Origin of the sequence: Actinosynnema sp. CS-041913 (assembly GCF_050942485.1) — a bacterium.
GTDB lineage: Bacteria > Actinomycetota > Actinomycetes > Mycobacteriales > Pseudonocardiaceae > Actinosynnema.
This window is the reverse complement of record NZ_CP192037.1, coordinates 4,504,583-4,525,393: the sequence shown is the minus strand read 5'-3', so window position 1 is coordinate 4,525,393 and position 20,811 is coordinate 4,504,583. Positions and strand designations below refer to the sequence as shown.

Here is a 20,811-nt window from a genome sequence, read left to right as displayed (position 1 = left end):
TGCGGTTTCCGCACTAGCACGTCACCCGAACGGACGAACCGAAGTCCGCCGGCGACAGCCCCGGCACCACCACGCGGCAGCCACCACACGCCGAAGGACGCCCTACTCCTCCCGCGACGACCGCGACGACCGCACCCGCTCCAGACTCCGCCGCAACGCCGTCATCAGGTCCAACCCGCCACCGGTCTCCTCCGGCGCCCGCGACACCGGGATCTCCGCCCCCGCCGCCTTCGCCTCGATCAACCCCGCCAACGCATCCCGATACGCATCCGAGAACACCGCAGGATCGAACTCCGCCGTCATCGAATTCACCAACGACGTCGCCACCCGCACCTCCGGCAACCGGGGCTCCACCACCGCGTCCAGGAACCCGAACTCCGGCTCCCGCACCTCATCCGGCCACAACAACGTCTGCAACACCAACACCCGACCACGCGGCCGGACCACCGCCAACGTCTCCCGCCGGCGAATCGCCACCCGCACCACCGCAACCCGCCACGCCCGCTCCAACGCATCCCGCAACAAGCTGTACGACACCACCGCCGACCGCTCCGGCTCCAGGTAGAACGACCGGTCGAACAGGATCGGATCCACCTGGTCCGCCTGCGCGAACTGCACCACCTCGATCGTGCGACCCGACATCACCGGCAGCCCGTCGAAGTCCTCCGCCTCGAACAACACCAGCCGCCCGTCCGCCAACTCGTGGCCCTTGACCACATCGGCCAACGCCACCTCCCCGCCGCACACCTCGCACACCCGCCGATGCCGGATCCGCCCACCATCGGCCCGATGCACCTGGTGGAACCGGAACCCGTGCTCCCGCGTCGCCGAGAACAACCGCACCGGAAACGTCACCAGCCCGAACGACACCGAACCCCGCCACACCGCCCTCATACCCCATGCGTACACCCGTGCGAACAACCACACACCGAAGTCACCCGGACAGACCAACCCGGCCGGGGGAGCGACGCCACACCGGACCTCAGGACCGGACCGGCGTGCCGGGACTCATGTCGTACGCCTTCTGCACCTGCTCGTGACGGCGGCCGTCGTTGAGCCGCCGGTCCCACTGGGCGTCGACCTGCTCCCGGGCCTGCGTCTCCAACCCGGTCGGCAGCAGATGCCGGTAACGGCGGTCCTCGCCGAGAAGGACCTGCACGGTCCGCTCGTAAACCGGCTCGGGATCGTACTGCTCGTGCGGGAAGGCCAACTCGGCGTAGTCGAACAGACGACCGGCGGGATCGTCGCGCCACTCCTTCCACGTCTCGAACATGGTGTCGTTGAAACCCGTCAGGAACGGACCCGGATTGATCGTCGCAACCGTGACACCGAACTCCGCCAACTCCTGGTCCAAAGCATCCGCGAACGCCTCCACCGCGTGCTTCGACCCCGCGTACGCACCCGTGAACGGATCCACCGTCAGACCGGCCACCGACGACATGAACACGATCCGCCCACCGCGGCGCGCCACCATCCCGCGCGCGATGCCCTGCGTGAGCAGAATCGGCCCGAACACGTTCACCTCGAACTGGCGACGCAACCGCTCCTCGGGAAGGTCGACGACCGCACCACCCTCCGACACCCCCGCATTGTTGAGCAGCACCCCGACATCCCAGCCCCGGGCATTCTCCCGATCACCCGGGTCGGTGACATCCAGCTTCTCGACCCGCAACTCCACACCCCGCTCCCGCGCCTCCGCACGGACCACACTGACCTGGGCGATGATCTCCACACCCGCGATCACCTCGTGCCCGGCCGCGGCGAGCCGCAACGCCACCTCCTTGCCGAAACCACTGCCCGCGCCCGTGATGAGAATCGGTCCTGCCACGTCACCACGCCTCTCCCGTGTCAACGGCCTGTTCCCAGCCCGCGTCGATGAACCGCGCGCCGCCCGAGTGCGACGTTAAGCCCACGGCCGCCAGGCCGCCTCCCGGCACGGCCACCCCCGGAGAACACCGACACCCCGGGCCCCCTACTCCTCCCGCTCCGGCAACCGGGCCAACGACACATACGTCCGACTCGACGCCACCGCCGCCCGCCGCTCCCGCGCCGTCGCCTCGATGTAGTTCTGCGACGTCGCCAACGACGCGTGCCCCAACAACGCCATGATCTCCGACGCCGACGCCCCGTCCTCCGCCAACCGCGTGGCGAACGTGTGCCGCAACGCATGCAGATTCGCCCCCGACGGCACCCGATCGTGCAACCCCGCCCACCGGAAACACGACCGCACCAGGTACTCCAACCCACCCCGCCCGATCGGCTCACCGTGCCGGTCACGCAACAACGCCGACCCCCGGTCGAACCGCCCCTGCGGGAACCGCGCCCGGCACGACAGCAGGTACTGCTCGATGATCCGGTCCATCGCCGGCTCGATCGGCACCGACCGATCCCGGTTCCCCTTGCCCGCCACGTGCAGCCGCCGCTCACCCGGCCGCCCCACCACCGAAGCCAACGTCAACGTCCGCATCTCCGCCGACCGCAACCCGGCCACCAACCCCAACGCGATCACCAGCACATCCCGCTCCGGCCACGGATCACGCCCCTTGCGAGCCCCCTCCGCAGCCGCCGCCAGCAACCGCTCCGGCGTGTCCTCACCCCGCAACGGCTTCGGCACCAGGGGAGGGGTCTTCGGCCGCGCCACCGCGCCCATCGGATTGCCCGGCACCAGGTCCTCCGCCACGCAGAAGGTCAGGAACTGGTTCCACGTCGACCAGGCCCGCAACACCGAGCTCTTCGCGTGCGAATCGGCGAACACCCCGAACGCCGCCCGCAGGTTGCCGGCCGTGAGGTGCGCGATCAGCAGTTCCGCCGGGGGAGTGGAGCACACCTCGGCGAGCAACGCCGTGATACCCGCCAGATCACGCCGGTAGGCAGCCGTGGTGTGGGGGGAGTCCTTCCGCGGGCGACGAGCGAGGAAGAACGACTCCTGAGCCGCGAGAACACGCATTGGATCTTCATACCGCACACCCCCGACAAAACCGGCGAGATGTTGATCAAGGGTGTCGAGGGGAGGGGAGTCCCCGTAGTACTCAGGATCTTCCGGTCGGAAGTCGGCACGCCGCCCGGGGTCGGCCGACCCCGGCGCGCCGGCTCTCCGCATGGCAGTCTTCGATGCGGTGTCCTGATCGGGCTCTCCCGTTCGTCAGCAGGGTGGAGCGGGACGTGCCCGCGGCGAGACGAGGAGTGCGGATGAACCAGTACCTGCTTTCGGTGTACGAGGTGGAAGGCGCGGTCGACGGGACGCCGCAGACACCGCAGGAGATGCAGTCCTTCATGGCCCGGGCGATGGCGCTGGAGGAGGAGATGGACGCCGCCGGCGCCTCGATGCTGCAACGGCTCGGACGACTCGACACGGCCGACGACGCCTATCGACGCGCCGCCGAACTCGCGCCGGCCGAGGCGGAAGCACGTTTCCTGCGCAAGCATGTTCAGGGGAGTCAACGACCGGACGGCGGCGGCGGTCGAAGGGGTCCACTCGGCCACGGGCAATTCAACATGTGATGGATAATGCCGATTATCCATCTCGTACCGACCCGGACGGGGATCGGCCCGAGATTCGGCCGGAACCCGGACATGCCGGACGCTCCGCCGGGGGATGCCGCACCCGCATGGCTCCACGGTCGCCCACACGAGGGTCTCCACGCGTTGTCGTCACCTGGATGCTTCCTCCGGTCGATCCGAACGTCCGCGAGCCCGAGACGACGACATCGCGGGATGAGGCGGTCGGAACGGCGTCGCCGCCCCATCCCGCCACACCACCCGAGAAACGTCACGTGACGTTTCTCGGCGTCTCTTCACCCCTGGTCGGCAGCCCGGACGTAACGCCGATAATCGACATTATGTTAAGTAGAAGGTTCCGACCGCTCCCACTGGCCGAACCAGCGCCGAGATCGCCCGCCCTGGCGGAAGAAGCCCGGCTTCGGCGCTACTCCCCTGTCGTGAAGTGCTCGCCGGCTTTGATCTTGGCGAGGGTGTCGAAGTAGTGCGGGTTGGCCATGACGCCGAGGATGTTGCCGAAGGGGTCGATGACGCTGGCGGTGATGTAGCCGCTGCCGCCGTGGTCGGTGGGTGGTTCGTGGAGTCGGGCGCCGAGGGCCTGGAGGCGTTCGAGGGTGGCGTCGAGGTCGTCGACGGCCCAGTGGATGACGTGGCCGGCCGGTCCGTTCTTGACGTCGTGGCGGGCGTAGGCGCTGTTGATGATGCCGAGTTCGTGCTGGTAGTCGCCGATGCGGAATTCGATGTAGCCGCCGGGGACGTGGTAGTAGGGCTCGATGCCGAGCAGTTCGGTGTACCAGGCTCGGGCGGCGTCGAGGTCGTCGGCGAAGTAGCTGACGGTGGTGAAGCCTCGCAGCATGGTGGTTCTCCTTGGTCCGTTCGGCTGTTCGTGCTTCAGCTTGGACCGTGAAGTGCTCATCTTCTGAGCACTTTTCCGGGGAGACTGGTGTTCATGCGTGCGGACCGTCTGGTGGCCACTTTGTTGTTGATGCAGGCGCGGGGTCGGGTGACCGCCGCGGAGTTGGCCGGGGAGTTGGAGGTGTCGGTGGCGACGGCCCGGCGGGACCTGGAGGCGTTGTCGGCGGCGGGGGTTCCGGTGTATCCGCAGCCGGGGCGCGGTGGCGGGTGGCGGTTGGTGGGGCGGGCGCGGACGGATCTGTCGGGGTTGTCGGCGTCGGAGGCGCAGGCGTTGTTCCTGTTGGTGGGGCCTGCGGCGGCGGTGTCGGCGGAGGCCAAGGCGGCGTTGCGGAAGTTGGTGCGGGCGTTGCCGGAGACGTTCCGGGCGGACGCGGAGGCGGCGGCGGGCGCGGTGGTGGTGGATCCGGCGCGGTGGGGGCGGTCGGGTCAGGGGCGGTCGGGGTTGGTGGAGTTGTTGCAGGGTGCGGTGGTGCGGCGGCGTCGGGTGCGGTTGGGGTACGCGAAGTGGTCGGGTGAGCGGTCGGTGCGGGTGGTCGATCCGTTGGGGTTGGTCGAGAAGGAGGACGTCTGGTACCTGGTCGCGGGCACGGCGGAGGGGCAGCGGACGTTCCGGGTGGATCGGGTGGTGGACGCGGAGGTGACCGGGGAGGAGGCGGTGCGGCCGGAGGGGTTCGAGTTGTCGGCGGCGTGGGGTCGGGTGGTGGAGGAGGTGGAGGGGCGGCAGACGGTGGCGTCGGCGACGGTGGTGGTGCCGGCGCGGTTGGTGTCGGTGTTGCGGGCGCAGTTCGGGCGGCATTGCGTGGTGGAGCGGGAGGTGGAGGGGCGGGCGTGGGTGCGGGTGTCGGCGCCGACTCCGTTGATGGTGGCGCAGCACTTGGCCGGGTGGGGTGCGGTGGCGGAGGTGGTGGGGTCGGCGGGTGTGCGGCGGGAGTTGGGGCGGTTGGGTGCGGAGCTGGTGGCGCGTTACGGCGGGTGAAGGTGGGTGCGGATGCGGTCGCGCATGGGCCTGTCCCCCACTGCTTGGAGGGCTCGTTCGACGAGTTCGGTGAGGGGGTGTGGGAGTTCGGCGTCGAGTTCGCGGGTGGCGGCGTTGGTGGCGTCCCATTCGGCGTAGAGGACGGGGAGCAGGGTTCGGGTGTGGTCGGTGAGGTGGACGATGCGTTGGCGGGCGTCGGTGCCGGGGTGGAGGTCGACCAGGCCGTCGCGGCGCATCGTGTTGACGGTCTGGCTGACGGCGGAGTGGGTGATGCCGATGGTGTCGGCGAGGTCGCGGATGGATTGGGGGCCGCGGGTGTCGACGAGTCGGACGATCGGGGTGTACCGGGGGCGGAAGCCGGGCAGGCCGAGGTCGGTGTAGGTCTGCGTGATGCCGTTGTCGAGTTGTTCGAGGAGGTGGCGCAGGCGGGTGCCGAGGAAGTCGGTGGTGGGGTTGTCGACCACTCCCCTAATGTAACAGCACTGTTGCTTCGGGGAGGGGTGTGCGGTGTATCCGGAGATCGAGCCGTTCGAGCACGGGATGCTGGACGTGGGCGACGGGAACCTCGTGTACTGGGAGGTGTGCGGCAACCCGGACGGGAAGCCGGTGGTGTGCCTGCACGGTGGTCCGGGGACGGGCTGCTCCCCCGGCATGCGCCGGCAGTTCGACCCGGAGGCGTACCGGATCGTGCTGTTCGACCAGCGCGGGTCGGGTCGCAGCACGCCGCACGCGGCGGACCACGCCACGGACCTGTCGGTGAACACGACGGCGCACCTCGTGCGGGACGTCGAGCGGCTGCGGGAGCACCTGGGGGTGGAGCGGTGGATGGTGTTCGGCGGGTCGTGGGGCTGCACGTTGGGCCTGCACTATGCGGAGCTGTTCCCGCGGCGGGTGACGGAGATCGTGATGGTGGCTGTCACGTCGGGGCGGCACGACGAGATCGACTGGCTCTACCACGGGTTGGGGCGGTTGTTCCCGGAGGAGTGGCACCGGTTCCGGGCGGGTGCGCCGGAGGGGTCGGTGGACCTGGTGGCGGCCTACGACGCGTTGCTCAACGATGCGGATCCGGCGGTGCGGGCGAAGGCGGCGGACGACTGGTGTGCCTGGGAGGGGTCGATCGTGTCGTTGGACCCTGATCACCGGCCGGGGCCGCGGTGGTCGGATCCGCGGTGGCGGCGGGCGTTCGCGCGGATCACGGCGCACTACTTCCGGCATCGCGGGTGGCTGGAGGACGGGCAGGTGTTGCGTGACATCGGCCGGTTGCACGGCATCCCGGCGGTGTTGGTGCACGGTCGGCTGGATCTGCAGGGTCCGCTGGTCACGGCGTGGGAGCTGGACCGGGCGTGGCCGGACGCCGAGTTGCGGGTGGTGCACGGGGCGTCGCACAGTGCGCAGGACCCGGGGATGTCGGAGGCGGTGCTGGCGGCGACGGACGGGTTCGCGCACCGCCGCTGATCCCCCGCCGCCGGTCCCCCGGGGTCGGTCCCCCGGCGGTCGGTCCTCCGGGGGTCGGCGTGGGCGTCAGGCGTCGGGCACGGCGCGGGTGTAGCGGTCGGCCAGGGTGCGCAGCCGGTCGACGAGTTCGGGTGGTCCGGTGACGCGGAAGTCGAGGTCGAGCAGGCCGAGGTGGACGGCGAGGGAGTTGACGGTGTCGGCTCCGGTGCGCAGCAGGCAGGTGTCGTCGGTGAGGGCTTCGACGGTGCCGACGGCGGGGTTGATGCGGTCGGCGACGGTGTCGGCGGGTGCGTGGACGACGACGTCGGCGTGGTGCCGCCAGGCGGCGGAGGACACGCCGCGGGCGACGTGGGTGGCGGCGTCGTCGGGTGGTTCGCGCGGGGTGAAGCGGGGTCCGGTCGGGGTGCGTGGGGTGAGGCGGTCGACGCGGAAGGTGCGCCAGTCCTGCCGGTCGACGTCGTAGGCGACGAGGTACCAGCGGCGGCCCCAGGTGACGACGCGGTGGGGTTCGACGGCGCGCAGGGTGGCGGCGCCGGTGTGGTCCGCGTAGTCGAAGCGCAGGCGTTCCCGGTCGCGGCAGGCGGCGACGAGCGTGGTGAGGACGGCGGGGTCGACGGTGGGTCCGGGGTCGTCGTGCGGGACGGGGACGGTGTAGGTCTGGAGGGCGTTGACGCGGTGGCGCAGCCTGCCGGGCAGGACCTGTTCGAGTTTCGCCAGGGCGCGCAGGGAGGTCTCCTCGATGCCGCGGACGGCGCCGGTGCCGGCGACGCGCAGGCCGACCGCGACGGCGACGGCTTCCTCGTCGTCGAGCAGCAGCGGCGGGAGGGCGGCGCCGGCACCGAGGCGGTAGCCGCCGAAGGTGCCGGTGGTGGCGTGCACGGGGTAGCCGAGGTCGCGCAGCCGGTCGATGTCGCGGCGCACGGTGCGAGGGCTGACGTCGAGGCGTTCGGCGAGTTCGGGGCCCGGCCAGTCCTTGCGGGCCTGGAGGAGGGAGAGCAGCCGCAGGAGGCGGGCGGAGGTTTCCAGCATGGCCGGAATTCTGCCCGGCCTCTAGGCCAGAACCTGGCCGCAAGGGTCCTTAGCGTGGCGTTCATGACGAACAGCAGTGAGATCCGCCCCTTCCGCGTCGCCGTGCCGCAGTCCGAGCTGGACGACCTGAACGCCCGGCTGGACGCGGCGCGCTGGCCCGACCAGTTGCCGGACGTCGGCTGGTCGCAGGGCACGCCGACGCCGGTGGTGAAGGAGCTGGCGCGGCAGTGGCGGGAGGGTTTCGACTGGCGGGCCGTGGAGCGGCGGCTCAACGGGTTCCCGCAGTTCACCACCGCGATCGACGGGCAGGACGTGCACTTCCTGCACATCAGGTCCGACGTGCCGGACGCGTTCCCGGTGCTGCTCACGCACGGCTGGCCCGGCACGTTCGTGGAGTGGCTGCCCGTGGTCGAGCCGCTGACCAGGGCCGGGGTGCACCTGGTGATCCCGTCGCTGCCGGGGTTCGCGTTCTCCGGCCCGACCCGCGAGTCGGGGTGGGACCTGCGGCGCACGGCGCGGGCGTGGGCGGAGCTGATGCGGCGGCTGGGCTATGACCGGTACGTGGCGGCGGGCAACGACGGCGGGTCGCTGCTGTCGCCGGAGATCGGCCGGGTGGATCCGGGGCACGTGGCCGGGGTGTACGTGACGCAGGCGTTCTCGTTCCCGTCCGGCGACCCGGCGGAGATGGCCGACCTGACCGAGGAGGAGCAGCGCAGGCTGGGTGTGCTCGGGCGGTTCTGGGAGGAGATGTCGGGCTACGACAAGCTCCAGTCGACGCGGCCTCAGCAGTTGTCGTACGCGTTGACCGACTCGCCGGTGGGCCAGTTGGCGTGGGTGTTGCAGCTACTGTGGAGCGCGGACATGCCGGAGGACGTGGCGGCGGCGATGACGCCGGAGTTCGTGCTGACCGTGGCGACGCTGTTCTGGGTGACCGGCACCGCCGCGTCGTCGGCGCGGTTCTACTGGGAGAACGCGCACGCCGCGCCGGCGGAGGGCCCGACGACCGCGCCGACGGGGGTGGCGGTGTTCCGCAACGACTTCCAGTCCATCCGGCGGTTCGCGCGGCGCGACCACCTCGACATCGTGCACTGGTCGGAGTTCGACCGGGGCGGGCACTACCCGGGGGTGGACGCGCCGGACCTGTTCAGCGCGGATCTGCTGGAGTTCGTGGCGAAGGTCCGGTAGCCCGCCACACCAGGGTGGTGCGGGCCTCGGCGCCCTCCAGGTCGACCGGCACGGGAACCCGGTGGGTGGCGACCCGCTCGAACCCGTCGCGTGGCAGGTGGCCGCGTTGCGGGTCGCCGACCAGGACGAGGGCGCCGCGGGTGTGGGCGCGGCGCAGGAACGGCAGGACGCGGGCGGTGAGGTCGCGGTCGTAGCACACGTCGCCGGCCAGCACGACGTCGACTTCGGGGTCGGTGTCGAGCAGGTCGGCGACCGCGATGTCGAGCGTGACGTGGTTGGCGTGGGCGTTGAGGGCGATCGCCGCGCCGGCGAGCGGGTCGATGTCGTTGGCGGTGACGTGGCGCGCGCCGGTGGTGGCGGCGGCGATCGCGACCAGGCCGGAGCCCGAGGCGAGGTCGAGCACCCGTTTCCCGGCGGTGGTGTCGGGGTGGTCGAGCAGGTGGCGGGCCAGGGCCTGGCCGCCGGCCCACGGGAAGCCCCAGAACGGTGGTTCGGGGTGGCCGGTGGTCTCCCACAGCGCCGTCACGTCGGTGGCGGTGTGCAGCACGATCTCCGGCACGAGCGGGACCGGCGCGGGCGTGGTGTGGCGGCGGACGAAGTCCTCCACCGGGTCAGGCGGCGCCGGCCCGGCGGGGTTCCTCCAGGTCGCGGCACAGCGCGTCGAGCGAGAGGCCGACCGCGTCGGCGAGGGCGGCGACGGTGAAGAACGCCGGGGTGGGGATGCGACCGCGCTCGATCTTGCGCAGCGTCTCCACCGAGATGCCGGCGGCGGTGGCGACGTGCGCCATGCTGCGGTCGCCGCGGGCCCGGCGCAGCGTCTCGCCGAGGCGTTCGCCGCGGTCGCGGTCGGACTGGGTGAGCGGGGGTCGCACCATGCTGTGATAGTAATACCGGTATTACTATCACGGTTAGGAGCCTGTGGTGATCGAGCTGAAATCCCCCGACGAACTGGCCGCGATGCGGGTCGCGGGCCTGGTCGTGGCCGACGCGCTGGCCGCCGTCCGGTCGCGGGCCCGCATCGGGGTGTCGCTGCTGGAACTGGACGAGATCGCCGCCGACGTCATCCGCGGCGCCGGCGCGGGCTCGTCGTTCCTGGGCTACCGCCCCTCCTTCGCGCCCACCCCGTTCCCCGGCTACATCTGCGCCTCGGTCAACGACGCCATCGTGCACGGCATCCCCACGGACTACCGGCTGCGCGACGGCGACCTGGTCAGCATCGACTGCGGCGCGCACGTCGACGGCTGGCACGGCGACTCCGCCGTCAGCTTCGTCGTCGGCCGCGCCGACCCCGCCGACCTCACCCTGATCGAGGCCACCGAACGCGCCCTGGCCGCCGGCATCGCCGCCGCCGTCCCCGGCAACCGACTCGGCGACATCTCCTCCGCCATCGGCCGCGTCGCCCGCGCCGCCGGGTACGGGATGCCCGCCGACTTCGGCGGCCACGGCATCGGCCGCGCCATGCACGAGTCCCCCGGCGTCCCCAACCGGGGAACCCCCGGCCGCGGCCTCGTCCTGCGCCCCGGCCTGGCGCTGGCCATCGAACCCATGTTCCACGCCGGTGGCCGCGACGCCTACCGCGAGGCCGCCGACGGCTGGACCCTGCACACCGTCGACGGCAGCCGCGCGGCCCACGCCGAGCACACCATCGCGATCACCGACGACGGCCCCCGCGTCCTCACCGCGCCACGCCTCGCCGCCGCCGTGTCCTGACCGCGGACACCGTCGGCGACACCGGCCGGAAAGGGTTGGACGGGGTGGTGCCGGGGCTTGTAGCTTGCCGTCGACCGTGACACCGACCGAGGAGGTGAGACCCATGGACGCCGTATCGATGTGGGTGCTCACCCGTCCCGTCACGGCCGGGCGGTCGACGTAGGCGTCGCCGGGAGCGCCTCGACACCAAGGCCCTCCCGAAAGGCAACGCCTGATGCACTCTCCGCAGGTCACCCCCGAGCCGTCGCCGAACGACACGGTCGGGCGCGACTCCACCGCGGGCGACGTCCCCGGACACCGGTCCCCCGCACCCGACGCCGATCACGCGGCCCCCGCGTTCGACGTGATCATCGCCGGGTGCGGGCCGACCGGCGCGATGCTGGCCGCCGAACTGCGGCTGCACGACGTGCGGGTGCTCGTCCTGGAGAAGGACACCGAGCCCGTGTCGTTCGTCCGCATCGTCGGCCTGCACATCCGCAGCATCGAGCTGATGGCCATGCGCGGACTGCTGGACCGCATCCTCGAACGCGGAAGGCGGCGCCCGGCCGCCGGATTCTTCGCCGCCATCGCCAAACCCGCGCCCGAGGGCCTGGACTCCGCGCACGCCTACCTGCTGGGCATCCCGCAACCGGTCATCGTCGACCTGCTCGAACAACACGCGATCCGACTGGGCGCGCAGGTCCGCCGCGGTCGCGCGGTGGCCGGTGTCGAGCAGGACGACGACGGCGTGACCGTCGAGCTGTCCGACGGCGAACGGCTGCGTACCCGCTACCTCGTCGGCTGTGACGGCGGGCGCAGCACGGTGCGCAAACTGCTCGGCGTCGGCTTCCCCGGCGAACCCTCGCGGACCGAGACCCTGATGGGCGAGATGGAAGTGGGTGTGCCGCCGGAGGAGATCGCCGCCGGGATGCACGAGACCGACAAGCGGGTCAGCCTCACGCACTTCGGCGACCGGCGCTATCGCGTCGTGGTGCCCGCCGCGGGAGTCGGCGATCGCGCGGAACCGCCCACCCTCCAGGATTTCCGGCAGCAACTGCGCGCCGTCGCCGGAACCGATTTCGGCGTGCACTCCCCGCGCTGGCTGTCCCGCTTCGGCGATGCCACCCGGCTGGCCGAGCGGTACCGGGTCGGGCGGGTGCTGCTGGCCGGCGACGCGGCACACATCCACCCACCCCTCGGCGGACAGGGCCTCAACCTGGGCGTCCAGGACGCAATCAACCTCGGCTGGAAACTGGCCGCGCAGATCCGCGGCCGGGCGCCGGACACACTGCTGGACACCTACCAGGCCGAACGCCACCCGGTCGCCGAGGACGTGCTGGACAACACCCGCGCCCAACAGGAGCTGTCGTCCGCCGAACCGGGCCCGCAGGCCGTGCGCAGGCTGCTCACCGAACTGATGGACTTCGAGGAGGTGAACCGCCACCTGATCGAGAAGATCACCGCGATCGGCATCCGCTACGACTTCGGCGCGGGCCCCGACCTGCTCGGCCGCCGCCTGCGCGACATCGACGTGGCACCCGGCCGCCTCTACGACCTGCTGCACCGCGGCCGGGGCCTGCTGCTGGACCGCACCGGACGCCTCACCGTCGGCGGCTGGTCCGACCGGGTCGACCACCTCGCGGACCCCACCGCGGACCTGGACGTCCCGTGCGTCCTGCTCCGCCCCGACGGCCACGTCGCCTGGATCGGCGACGACCAGCAGGACCTGGACGACCACCTCTCCCGCTGGTTCGGCCAACCCGCCGACTGAATCCACCCGAGCCACCGTGGTGACCGGGACGACGCGAATCCCCGCCGTCCCGGTCACCACGGTGACAGCCCGGTCCGCAGGCGACCAGGTCCGAGCCGGTCGGAGCCGGTCCGAGCCGAGTCGGTCGGGTCTGAGCCGGTCGGGTCCGAAGGAGGTCCGCCTACAGGCCGCCGGCCACCCGCAGCACCGCGCCCGTCGTGAACGACGCCTCGTCGCCGAGCAGCCACGCGATCGCCGCCGCGATCTCCTCCGGCTGCCCCGCCCGCCCCAGCGGGATCGCCGACGCCACCCGCCGGGGCCGGTCCGGCACGCCCGACAGCTCGTGGATCGCGGTGTGCACGGTGCCCGCCGCCACCGCGTTCACCCGGATCCCGCGCGGCCCCAACTCCTTCGCCAGACCCACCGTCATCGCGTCCACCGCCGCCTTGCTCGCCGCGTAGTGCACGTACTCGCCCGGACTGCCCAGCGTCGCCGCCGCCGACGACACCGACACGATCGACCCGCCCGCCACCAGGTCCCGCGCCGCCCGCCGCGCGCACAGCAACGCCCCCAGCACGTTCACCTCCACCACCCGCCGCAGGTCCGACACCTCCGTCGCCGCCAGCGGACCCACCGGACTGGTGATCCCGGCGTTGACCACCACCCCCGTCACCTGCCCCCACGACGCCGCCGCCGCGAACAACCCGTCCACGTCGGCCTCCGACGACACCTCCGCCCGCACCGCCAGCCCGCCCACCTCGGCCGCCAACGCCGCGGCCTCCTCCGCCGCCGCCCGGTACCCGATCACCACCCGGTGACCGTCGGCCGCCAGCCTCCGCACGGTCGCCGCCCCGATGCCCCGACTGCCACCCGTCACCACGGTCAGTCGTTCAGCCACGCCGTCACCTCCGCCTCCACCACGTCCAGCGACGACACCAGCATGTGCGGCAACCCCGGCACGTCCACCAGCCGCGACCCCGGCACCGCCGCGTGCAGCACGGCCTGCGCCGCCCGGAACGCCGGGTACTCGTGCTCCCCGCGCACCACCAGCAGCGGCACGGTCAGCGCCCGCGCCCGCGCGACCACGTCCAACGGGCCCGCCGCCGCCAGCGCCTCCGGCGTCCACTCGTAGGAGTCCAGGTGCACCCCCAGCGACGCCTCCACCACCGCCTGCGCCGTCACCGCCGGGTTCACCACCGCCACCCGCCGCACCGCGACCGCACCCGACACCGCCGTCAACAACGCCACGTGCCCACCCGCCGAACCGCCCACCACGTCCACCGGGCCGTCGTCGCACGACAACGACCCGCGCAGCTCCGCCACCACCGACGGCACCCGCTCCACCGCCCCGGACACCATCGGCGCGTACGCGTCGACCAGCCCGTCACCGCCCTCACGCCACGGCGGCAACGCCAGGTACACCCGCCACGCGTCCACCCCGTCCAACGGCAGCGCCTCCGCCATCGCCTCCGGCGACCCCGGCTCGCCCATGAGGTGCCACACCAGCACCAGCCGACGCCCCGCCCGCGGCGGGGACGCCACGTACGGCACACCCGCCGCCGTTCCCCTGATCGTCATGCACCGCAACCTACGTCCCACCCGCTGTACTCGTACCCGGCGTCCACCCTGCGCGAACGCCACCAGGAAAGCAGCGTCAGACTCAGCTACGGCTCCCTGTACACCGTGGTCGACACGCTGCGCACACGGCCTCGTGGACGCCGCCGGCGCCACCCGCGAGGGCAACCGCCCCGAACGCACCGTCTACCGGCTCACCGACACCGGACGCGCCGAACTCCACGACTGGCTCCGCGACCTCATCGCCGTGCCCACCAAGGAGTACCCCCGCTTCGAAGCGGGCGTGGCCCTCATCGGCCTGCTGCCGCCCGACGAGGCCGTCACCCTGTGCGACCGGGACAGCCGGCTCCTACCCCGCCTGGCATTGGCCGTCCGCACGCCCCGCGGGCACCGCGGCCCGGAACAACCCCAACCCCAACGCATACGGATCGTCCAACCCCACCGCACGCAACGCGTCCGCCGGCAACGCCAACAACGACACCGCCACACCCAGGAAGTACGCGTCCAGCAACCCGGCGTCCCGGACCGACGAGGGCAACCCCGCCGCCCGGTGCAACCCCGAACCCGCCTCCGCGTTGGACACCACCATCCGCCCCAACGCCTCCCGCACCCCCGGCCGCCGCACCGCCTCCAGGTACAGCTCCACCATCGCCAGCAACTGCGTCGGATCATCGGCCACCGCACGCCGCAGCAACGCCGGGTACAGCTCCGCCACCTCCACCGGCGAGATGTCCGCCGGCGTCGTGGCCGACAACCGGGCCACCGCCTCACCGTGCAACTGCGTCATCCGCCCGGCCGCCGCCTGCACCAACGCCTCCCGTGACGGGAAGTAGTTCTTCGTCGTCCCCTCCGGCACCCCCGCCGCCCGATCCACCGCGCGGTGCGTCAACCCCCGACCACCCTCGGCGGCCAGCACGGAGATCACGGTGTCGCACAGCAGCTCACGGCGGGTCGTCACGGAGACGGAACCCTAGCCGATCTTGGACCGCCCGCCGTCGCCACCACCCGCCCCGCGTCCAACACCAGCCACACCCCGCACACACAGCGCACGTATGCCACCCGACCGTGCGCGGACACCGGATAGGCGTGCTCGGAGCAGGGCCAACCACAGCAAGGGCATCTCGTCGTCACGCCACCCAGCGTGATGTCATGCTTCAGTGCATTTCAACCCTTACGGCGGGGCCGCCGCCCAACTCGCCGCCGCACTGGTCAACGCCCACCCCGACAGCACCGCCGACGACCTGCTCACCCTGCTGCACGACCAGGGCTACCGACCCGTCGGCGCCCTCACCACCCACGAAGCCGACGGCCTCAAAGCCTGGGCCCGCCGCCTCGAACCCGTCTTCGCCGCCACCACCGACCGCGTCGGGCACCTCAACACCCTGCTCGCCGAAACCGCCGCCAGGCCCTACCTCTCCACCCACGACGGCCGCCCACCCCACCTGCACTTCGCCCCGGCCACCGCACCCACCGCCGACCGGGTCCGCGCGTTCACCGCCGCGGGCCTCGCCCACGTCTTCTGCGAAGCCCCCGACCGCCTCGGCCGCTGCGCCCGCCCCGGCTGCGGCACCGTCTACATCGACACCTCCCGCAACGGCCGCCGCCGCTACTGCACCACCCGCTGCGCCAACCGCCTCCAGGTCGCCCGCCACCGCGAACGCCACCCCGCCTGACACCCACGCGAAGGAGCACGCGATGCCACCGACCACCGGACCGCTCGTCGTGCGCGACGCCGACCAACCTGCACATCGAGCAGACTCGACGCGAACGGCCGGCCGGACAGGCGTGACGCAAGGCCACGATCCCCGACGCACCACCGCTCAGCGCATCACCCGACGGCCGAACCGGACCCCGTCGAACTCCGCCGCCTCGCCGATCAACGCCGACCCCACGTCCGTCCGCCCCCGGAACCACGCCCGCGAGAACACCGCGTCGTGGTGGAACACCACCTCGCCGAACAACGCCCGCCCGCCGAAGAACACCTCCGCGAAATCCGCAGGCCCGCCGAACTCCGCGCGCCGCAGATCTGCCCGCCCCGACACCTTCGCCGCCCGCAACCGCGCCTCGCCCGCCACCTGCACCCCCGAGAACGCCAGGTTCCCGGTGAACACCGCCGACAGCGACGACACCGACCGCGCGAACAACGCGTCGGTGAACACCGCGTGCCGCAGGAACCGCGCCCCGTCGAACGACGCCTCCCCGGTCACCGTCATCGCCGAGAACCGCGCGTCGCCCACGAACACCGCCCCGGTGAAGTCCACCCGCCCCACCCGGCACCCCGACAGGTCGACGTCCACCAGGATCGCCCCCGCCGCGGGCACGTCCATCCCCGGCCAGAAATCGTCACCCGGCCGCAGGTGCGACACCAGCTCCCGCTGCACCGCCGTCCGCCACGGCGAGTCAAGCCCCCGGCTCACCCCGCCCCGCAACGCCGCCAACCACGTGTCCACCACGTCCTGCCGACGCCGCGGCAACTCACGGCCGATCGCCGCCAGCAACAGCAGCCCCTCGCGCTCGCCCGCCCGGAACAGCCGGTTCGCCTCCCGCCACACCGACACCGGCGTCGGCGCACCGCCCGTGCGGCGACGGGCGTGCTCGTCCAGCAACGTCTCCGCCCGCGACCGCCGCAGGTGCCGCGACACCACCGCCACGACCACGAGCGCGACCGCCAACCACATGACCCACGTCGGCATGACACCGATCATGCCCTCCCCCGCTACGTCGGCGGACGTACTCCACGTCACCGCCTCCCGACGGACGCCGCAACCCGCCACCGCGCGGAGTATCGAGGACATGACCACCTCCGACCCCGCGGTGCGGGCCTCCGACACCGAACGCGAACACGTCGTCACCCGCCTGCGCGACGCCGTGGGCGAAGGCAGGCTCACCCTCGCCGAAGCCGAGGACCGCATCGCCGCCGCCTACACCGCCGTCCACCGGGCCGACCTCGCACCGCTCACCGCCGACCTGCCACACCCCCGACCGGACACCACCCCGGCGACCCGGCCGCACCGCCGGCGGCCCCCGCTGCTCCCCGTCCTCGGCGTCCTCCTCGTCGTGGCCTGGATCGCCTCACCGCTCCCGTTCCCCTGGCCCCTGCTGCTCGTCGCGTTCCTCGTCCTGCGCCACCGGGCACGCCACCGCCCGGCCTGACCGCCCGCCGCCCGCTCCTGCCCTAGTGTTCGGCCATGGACCTGACCGACGCGTGCTTCGCGGGCGCCGCACGGCAAGCCGACCTGCTGCGCACCGGCGAACTCACCTCCCGCGAACTCATCGAGGCCTGCCTGCGCCGCATCGACCGGCACGACCGCGCCCTCAACGCGTTCCGACTCGTGTTCGCCGACCAGGCCCGCGCCGACGCCGCGCACGCCGACGCCCGCCGGGCCCGCGGCGAGGACGCGCCCCTGCTCGGCGTGCCGATCGCGGTCAAGGAAGACCTCGCCCTCCGCGGCCTGCCCACCACCACCGGCACCGCCGCCGTCGACACCCCGGCCACCGCCGACGCCACGATCGTCCGCCTGCTCCGCGACGCCGGCGCGATCATCATCGGCCGCACCCGCATGCCCGAACTCGGCCTGTGGCCCTACACCGAGAGCACCTGGGCGGGCGCCACCAGGAACCCCTGGTCACCCGACCACTCACCCGGCGGCTCCAGCGGGGGCTCGGCCACCGCCGTGGCCGCCGGACTGGCCGGCGCCGCGATCGGCACCGACGGGGCCGGCTCCATCCGCATCCCGTCCGCGTGCACCGGGCTGTTCGGCCTCAAACCCCACCGCGACCACGTCCCCCTGGACGGGGAAGTCTGGACCGGCCTGGTCGCCGCGGGCCCCATCACCCGCCACGTCCGGGACGCGGCACTGCTGCTCGACGTCCTGACCCCCGGCCACCACCACACCACCGCGGCCACCGAGGACCCGAGCCCCCTCCGCATCGCGGTGTCCCTGCGCCCCTGGGGCCCCGGCATCCCCGTCACCGCCGAAGTCCGCGACGCCGTGCTCGACACCGCCGGCCTCCTGGCCGACCTGGGCCACGACGTCACCCGCCTGGACCCGGAGATGCACGACCTCACCGGCTCGACCGCCTTCGCGGCCCGCTACCTCCACTGCGCCGCGACCAGCGAAGCCACCGTCGACCACCCCGACCGCCTCGACCACCGCACCCGCCAGGTGGCGAAACTCGGCCGCAACCTCCCCAGAGCGGCCGTCCGGGCGGCCCTCGACCACGCGGAAACCCTCACCGCCCACGCCAACAGGATCTTCACCGACCACGACCTGCTGCTGACCCCGGTCCTCACCCGCCCACCCCTGCGCATCGCCGAATGGCGACGCCGCCCCACCATCCCGGCCCTCCTGGCGGCGGCCCGCATGACCACGTTCCTGCACCTGTGGAACGTCACCGGCAACCCCGCTGCGGCGGTGCCGGCAGGCCACACCCGGACAGGACTACCCCTCGCCGTGCAACTGGTGGGCGCCCCCCACGACGACAACACCGTCCTGGCGACAGCGGCCCAACTGGAACGAGCCCGCCCCTGGACGGACCGCCGCCCACCCGCCTACACCGATTAGCCGATCGCCGCCCGACCCGAAGCCTCAGATCCCGCGCGCCGCCAACTCCTTCACCAACATCCGCGCCTCGTCCGCCCCGACCGACCACCGCGACAGCCGCGACTCCACCACCTGCCCCGTCCACCCCCACCGCAGGCACTCGTCCACCGCGAGATCCACCAACCGCCCGGCGGCCCCACGCCCACCGGTGGCCCACACCCCGCGAGCCACCCACGACAACGCCTCCACCGGCCGCCCGGCATCCCGCAACACCGTGGCCACCTGCAGGTAATGCCACCCCGAGGACAGATCCCGGGCCATCACCATCACCTGGAGGTCCACCTCCCCGGTGTGCTCGGCCAACTCCTCCATCACCCGCAGCAACGCCCACCGCTCCAGGTCGTACCGCCCGGTCTGCCCGAACCCGATCACCGGCACCCGCGCGAACCGGGCCACCGCCTCCTCCCGGTACCGGGCCAGCCCCTCGACACCCAACGCCGCCGCGTACGGGGCCAACCGCACCTCCGGCGGCTCCGGGAACCCCGTCTGCACGTGCAGCAGCCAGTCCGCCAACCCGACCGGCGACGGCGGATCCGACGCGCACGCCACCGCGTGCAGGTCCAGCACCCGATCCACCAACCCGACCAACGCCGCCCGATGCGCCCGATCCGCCGACACCGCCGCGACCAACAACTCCACGACCTCCTCGGCGACCCGACGGGCGCCGGGACCGGCCAACACCAACGGCGACAGATCCGCCACGGCGGACGCCAACCCGTCCCACCGTTCCGCCCACGAGACATCGGAGCGATCCAGCCACAATTTCACTCGATCGGGTAACGGATCCACCCGACACATCCAACCGCACCCCTACGACCCACAGCGACACCCCACAACCGCAAAAAACAGGCGGCCGACCGAAACCGGCCGACCGCCCGCCAAACCCGAGCCCGGAATGCATGAACCCCGAAAAACGCGGAAACCCGCTACTCGTTCAACGACCGGGGCGGCTCCACCCCGGCCGACAGCCCCGGCGCCGACGACGGGGACTCCGCCGCCAACGCCTGCCGGGTGGACTCCAACGGCCCCGGCACCTCCTTGCGCGCCACCGCCTCGGCGGCCCGCACCGCCTCGGCCACCGCCGGATCCGGCGCGGTGTCGAACCAGTCCGCCACCGAGGCGTCGTCCTCCTCCGGCGTCGACGTCCGGGGCTCGTCCGCCGGCGGCTCGTACCGGAACACGCCGTCGTCACCGGGCGCGCCGAGCATCCGCGCGAACCCCTCCAGCGCCTTGCCGTAGTCCGACGGGACGATCCACACCTTGTTCGCGTCGCCCTGCGCCATTTGCGGCAGCGTCTGCAGGTACTGGTAGGCCAGCACCTCCGGCGTCGGCTTGCCCGCCTTGATCGCCCCGAACACCTTCTCGATGGCCTTCGCCTGGCCCTGCGCCTGCAGGTAGCGGGCCGCCCGCTCACCCTGCGCCCGCAGGATCCGCGACTGCCGCTCCGCCTCGGCCGCGAGGATCGCCGCCTGCTTCGCGCCCTCCGCCGCCAGGATCTGCCCCTGCTTCTGGCCCTCGGCGGTCTTGATCGCCGACTCCCGCTGACCCTCGGCGGTCAGGATCATGGCGCGCTTCTCCCGGTCCGCGCGCATCTGCTTCTCCATGGAGTCCTGGATCGACGGCGGCGGGTCGATCGCCTTCAGCTCCACCCGCGCCACCCGGATGCCCCACCGGCCGGTCGCCTCGTCCAGCACCCCGCGGAGCTGGTTGTTGATCTGGTCGCGGGAGGTCAGCGTCTCCTCCAGGCTCATCCCGCCCACCAGGTTGCGCAGCGTCGTGGTCGCCAACTGCTCCACACCCACGATGTAGTTGGAGATCTCGTACACCGCCGCACGCGGGTCGGTCACCTGGAAGTACACGACGGTGTCGATCGACACCGTCAGGTTGTCCTGGGTGATCACCGGCTGCGGCGGGAACGACACCACCTGCTCGCGCAGGTCGATGCGCGCCCGCACCCGGTCGAAGAACGGCACCAGGATGTTCAGGCCCGGTGCGGCCGTCGTGCGGTAGCGGCCCAGGCGCTCGATCACCGCGGCCGTCGCCTGCGGGATCACCAGCACCGACTTCACCGCGACGATCAGCACGAACAACACCAGGACCGCGACGACGATCAGCGTGGTGGTCAACTCTTCCGT

At 72.3% G+C, this 20,811-nt stretch carries 23 protein-coding genes; 9 read left to right on the top strand and 14 right to left on the bottom strand.

Annotated features, from left to right (window positions below):
* Nucleotides 1-102: 102 nt before the first annotated feature.
* The 3 genes from ACQPZF_RS21070 to ACQPZF_RS21060 form a co-directional block, all read right to left on the bottom strand.
* Entirely contained in the window at nucleotides 103-894 is a 792-nt protein-coding gene (locus ACQPZF_RS21070) for a Ku protein (RefSeq protein ID WP_433274193.1), read from the bottom strand.
* Nucleotides 895-982: 88 nt separating this feature from the next.
* Nucleotides 983-1,828 (bottom strand): SDR family oxidoreductase, encoded by an 846-nt coding sequence (locus ACQPZF_RS21065; protein ID WP_433274192.1) that lies wholly within the window; start codon nucleotides 1,826-1,828, stop codon nucleotides 983-985.
* 144 nt (nucleotides 1,829-1,972) lie between these two features.
* Nucleotides 1,973-2,965: a tyrosine-type recombinase/integrase gene (locus ACQPZF_RS21060; protein ID WP_433274190.1), complete on the bottom strand. Its 993-nt coding sequence runs from the start codon at nucleotides 2,963-2,965 to the stop codon at nucleotides 1,973-1,975.
* Nucleotides 2,966-3,189: 224 nt separating this feature from the next.
* On the opposite strand from ACQPZF_RS21060, the gene ACQPZF_RS21055 reads away from it, so the two are divergent.
* Complete coding sequence (locus ACQPZF_RS21055) at nucleotides 3,190-3,501, top strand: hypothetical protein (RefSeq protein WP_433274189.1); 312 nt, start codon at nucleotides 3,190-3,192, stop codon at nucleotides 3,499-3,501.
* A gap of 424 nt (nucleotides 3,502-3,925) precedes the next feature.
* Here ACQPZF_RS21055 and ACQPZF_RS21050 read toward each other — a convergent pair whose 3' ends face one another.
* Nucleotides 3,926-4,354: a VOC family protein gene (locus ACQPZF_RS21050; RefSeq protein ID WP_433274187.1), complete on the bottom strand. Its 429-nt coding sequence runs from the start codon at nucleotides 4,352-4,354 to the stop codon at nucleotides 3,926-3,928.
* A 93-nt stretch (nucleotides 4,355-4,447) separates the two neighbouring features.
* Here ACQPZF_RS21050 and ACQPZF_RS21045 point away from each other — a divergent pair, with 93 nt between their 5' ends.
* The gene (locus ACQPZF_RS21045) at nucleotides 4,448-5,389 is read left to right on the top strand and encodes a helix-turn-helix transcriptional regulator (protein WP_433274185.1); all 942 of its coding nucleotides are present in this window, start codon (nucleotides 4,448-4,450) and stop codon (nucleotides 5,387-5,389) included.
* Here the strand turns inward: ACQPZF_RS21045 and ACQPZF_RS21040 are convergent.
* Nucleotides 5,377-5,853: a MarR family winged helix-turn-helix transcriptional regulator gene (locus ACQPZF_RS21040; RefSeq protein WP_433274184.1), complete on the bottom strand. Its 477-nt coding sequence runs from the start codon at nucleotides 5,851-5,853 to the stop codon at nucleotides 5,377-5,379. The two genes, ACQPZF_RS21045 and ACQPZF_RS21040, sit on opposite strands and share 13 nt — an antisense overlap.
* A 43-nt stretch (nucleotides 5,854-5,896) precedes the next feature.
* Here ACQPZF_RS21040 and pip point away from each other — a divergent pair, with 43 nt between their 5' ends.
* Nucleotides 5,897-6,844: a prolyl aminopeptidase gene (pip, locus tag ACQPZF_RS21035; RefSeq protein ID WP_433274182.1), complete on the top strand. Its 948-nt coding sequence runs from the start codon at nucleotides 5,897-5,899 to the stop codon at nucleotides 6,842-6,844.
* 66 nt (nucleotides 6,845-6,910) lie between these two features.
* Here pip and ACQPZF_RS21030 read toward each other — a convergent pair whose 3' ends face one another.
* Nucleotides 6,911-7,873 (bottom strand): helix-turn-helix transcriptional regulator, encoded by a 963-nt coding sequence (locus ACQPZF_RS21030; RefSeq protein ID WP_433274180.1) that lies wholly within the window; start codon nucleotides 7,871-7,873, stop codon nucleotides 6,911-6,913.
* Between the two features lie 63 nt (nucleotides 7,874-7,936).
* On the opposite strand from ACQPZF_RS21030, the gene ACQPZF_RS21025 reads away from it, so the two are divergent.
* Complete coding sequence (locus tag ACQPZF_RS21025) at nucleotides 7,937-9,058, top strand: epoxide hydrolase family protein (RefSeq protein WP_433274178.1); 1,122 nt, start codon at nucleotides 7,937-7,939, stop codon at nucleotides 9,056-9,058.
* Here the strand turns inward: ACQPZF_RS21025 and ACQPZF_RS21020 are convergent.
* The gene (locus tag ACQPZF_RS21020) at nucleotides 9,018-9,665 is read right to left on the bottom strand and encodes a class I SAM-dependent methyltransferase (protein ID WP_433274176.1); all 648 of its coding nucleotides are present in this window, start codon (nucleotides 9,663-9,665) and stop codon (nucleotides 9,018-9,020) included. The two genes, ACQPZF_RS21025 and ACQPZF_RS21020, sit on opposite strands and share 41 nt — an antisense overlap.
* 4 nt (nucleotides 9,666-9,669) lie before the next feature.
* Nucleotides 9,670-9,933 (bottom strand): helix-turn-helix domain-containing protein, encoded by a 264-nt coding sequence (locus tag ACQPZF_RS21015; protein WP_433274174.1) that lies wholly within the window; start codon nucleotides 9,931-9,933, stop codon nucleotides 9,670-9,672.
* Between the two features lie 46 nt (nucleotides 9,934-9,979).
* Between ACQPZF_RS21015 and map the strand changes: the two genes are divergently transcribed.
* The gene (gene map / locus ACQPZF_RS21010; protein ID WP_433274172.1) at nucleotides 9,980-10,768 is read left to right on the top strand and encodes a type I methionyl aminopeptidase; all 789 of its coding nucleotides are present in this window, start codon (nucleotides 9,980-9,982) and stop codon (nucleotides 10,766-10,768) included.
* A 214-nt stretch (nucleotides 10,769-10,982) separates the two neighbouring features.
* Nucleotides 10,983-12,518 (top strand): rifampin monooxygenase, encoded by a 1,536-nt coding sequence (rox, locus tag ACQPZF_RS21005; RefSeq protein ID WP_433274171.1) that lies wholly within the window; start codon nucleotides 10,983-10,985, stop codon nucleotides 12,516-12,518.
* A 160-nt stretch (nucleotides 12,519-12,678) separates the two neighbouring features.
* Here the strand turns inward: rox and ACQPZF_RS21000 are convergent, their stop codons facing one another.
* From ACQPZF_RS21000 to ACQPZF_RS20990, 3 genes are all read right to left on the bottom strand, one after another.
* The gene (locus ACQPZF_RS21000; RefSeq protein ID WP_433274169.1) at nucleotides 12,679-13,395 is read right to left on the bottom strand and encodes an SDR family oxidoreductase; all 717 of its coding nucleotides are present in this window, start codon (nucleotides 13,393-13,395) and stop codon (nucleotides 12,679-12,681) included.
* Nucleotides 13,380-14,075 carry an alpha/beta fold hydrolase gene (locus ACQPZF_RS20995; RefSeq protein ID WP_433274167.1) on the bottom strand — a complete coding sequence of 232 codons (696 nt, stop codon included), beginning with the start codon at nucleotides 14,073-14,075 and terminating at the stop codon, nucleotides 13,380-13,382. The genes ACQPZF_RS21000 and ACQPZF_RS20995 overlap by 16 nt, the downstream gene beginning before the upstream one ends.
* Before the next feature lie 346 nt (nucleotides 14,076-14,421).
* Nucleotides 14,422-15,030, bottom strand: a complete 609-nt coding sequence (locus ACQPZF_RS20990) for a TetR/AcrR family transcriptional regulator (protein WP_433274165.1) — start codon at nucleotides 15,028-15,030, stop codon at nucleotides 14,422-14,424.
* Nucleotides 15,031-15,229: 199 nt separating this feature from the next.
* Between ACQPZF_RS20990 and ACQPZF_RS20985 the strand changes: the two genes are divergently transcribed.
* Complete coding sequence (locus ACQPZF_RS20985; protein WP_433274163.1) at nucleotides 15,230-15,745, top strand: CGNR zinc finger domain-containing protein; 516 nt, start codon at nucleotides 15,230-15,232, stop codon at nucleotides 15,743-15,745.
* Between the two features lie 147 nt (nucleotides 15,746-15,892).
* Here the strand turns inward: ACQPZF_RS20985 and ACQPZF_RS20980 are convergent, their stop codons facing one another.
* On the bottom strand, nucleotides 15,893-16,765 hold the full coding sequence (locus tag ACQPZF_RS20980) for a pentapeptide repeat-containing protein (protein WP_433274161.1): 873 nt from the start codon (nucleotides 16,763-16,765) through the stop codon (nucleotides 15,893-15,895).
* A gap of 100 nt (nucleotides 16,766-16,865) precedes the next feature.
* On the opposite strand from ACQPZF_RS20980, the gene ACQPZF_RS20975 reads away from it, so the two are divergent.
* Both ACQPZF_RS20975 and ACQPZF_RS20970 read left to right on the top strand, forming a co-directional pair.
* Nucleotides 16,866-17,225, top strand: coding sequence for a DUF1707 SHOCT-like domain-containing protein (locus tag ACQPZF_RS20975; protein ID WP_433274159.1), 360 nt, complete (start codon nucleotides 16,866-16,868; stop codon nucleotides 17,223-17,225).
* Between the two features lie 35 nt (nucleotides 17,226-17,260).
* The gene (locus ACQPZF_RS20970; RefSeq protein WP_433274157.1) at nucleotides 17,261-18,637 is read left to right on the top strand and encodes an amidase; all 1,377 of its coding nucleotides are present in this window, start codon (nucleotides 17,261-17,263) and stop codon (nucleotides 18,635-18,637) included.
* Nucleotides 18,638-18,661: 24 nt separating this feature from the next.
* Here ACQPZF_RS20970 and ACQPZF_RS20965 read toward each other — a convergent pair whose 3' ends face one another.
* Nucleotides 18,662-19,444, bottom strand: a complete 783-nt coding sequence (locus ACQPZF_RS20965) for a hypothetical protein (protein ID WP_433274156.1) — start codon at nucleotides 19,442-19,444, stop codon at nucleotides 18,662-18,664.
* A gap of 158 nt (nucleotides 19,445-19,602) precedes the next feature.
* Nucleotides 19,603-20,802: an SPFH domain-containing protein gene (locus ACQPZF_RS20960; protein WP_433274154.1), complete on the bottom strand. Its 1,200-nt coding sequence runs from the start codon at nucleotides 20,800-20,802 to the stop codon at nucleotides 19,603-19,605.
* Nucleotides 20,803-20,811: the final 9 nt, after the last annotated feature.

Coding starts and splice junctions, on each gene's coding strand:
- ACQPZF_RS21070 (WP_433274193.1), bottom strand. CDS start 894: ATGAGGGCGGTGTGGCGGGGTTCGGTGTCGTTCGGGCTGGTGACGTTT.
- ACQPZF_RS21055 (WP_433274189.1), top strand. CDS start 3,190: ATGAACCAGTACCTGCTTTCGGTGTACGAGGTGGAAGGCGCGGTCGAC.
- ACQPZF_RS21050 (WP_433274187.1), bottom strand. CDS start 4,354: ATGCTGCGAGGCTTCACCACCGTCAGCTACTTCGCCGACGACCTCGAC.
- ACQPZF_RS21045 (WP_433274185.1), top strand. CDS start 4,448: ATGCGTGCGGACCGTCTGGTGGCCACTTTGTTGTTGATGCAGGCGCGG.
- ACQPZF_RS21030 (WP_433274180.1), bottom strand. CDS start 7,873: ATGCTGGAAACCTCCGCCCGCCTCCTGCGGCTGCTCTCCCTCCTCCAG.
- ACQPZF_RS21025 (WP_433274178.1), top strand. CDS start 7,937: ATGACGAACAGCAGTGAGATCCGCCCCTTCCGCGTCGCCGTGCCGCAG.
- ACQPZF_RS21015 (WP_433274174.1), bottom strand. CDS start 9,933: ATGGTGCGACCCCCGCTCACCCAGTCCGACCGCGACCGCGGCGAACGC.
- rox (WP_433274171.1), top strand. CDS start 10,983: ATGCACTCTCCGCAGGTCACCCCCGAGCCGTCGCCGAACGACACGGTC.
- ACQPZF_RS20995 (WP_433274167.1), bottom strand. CDS start 14,075: ATGACGATCAGGGGAACGGCGGCGGGTGTGCCGTACGTGGCGTCCCCG.
- ACQPZF_RS20980 (WP_433274161.1), bottom strand. CDS start 16,765: ATGCCGACGTGGGTCATGTGGTTGGCGGTCGCGCTCGTGGTCGTGGCG.
- ACQPZF_RS20975 (WP_433274159.1), top strand. CDS start 16,866: ATGACCACCTCCGACCCCGCGGTGCGGGCCTCCGACACCGAACGCGAA.
- ACQPZF_RS20970 (WP_433274157.1), top strand. CDS start 17,261: ATGGACCTGACCGACGCGTGCTTCGCGGGCGCCGCACGGCAAGCCGAC.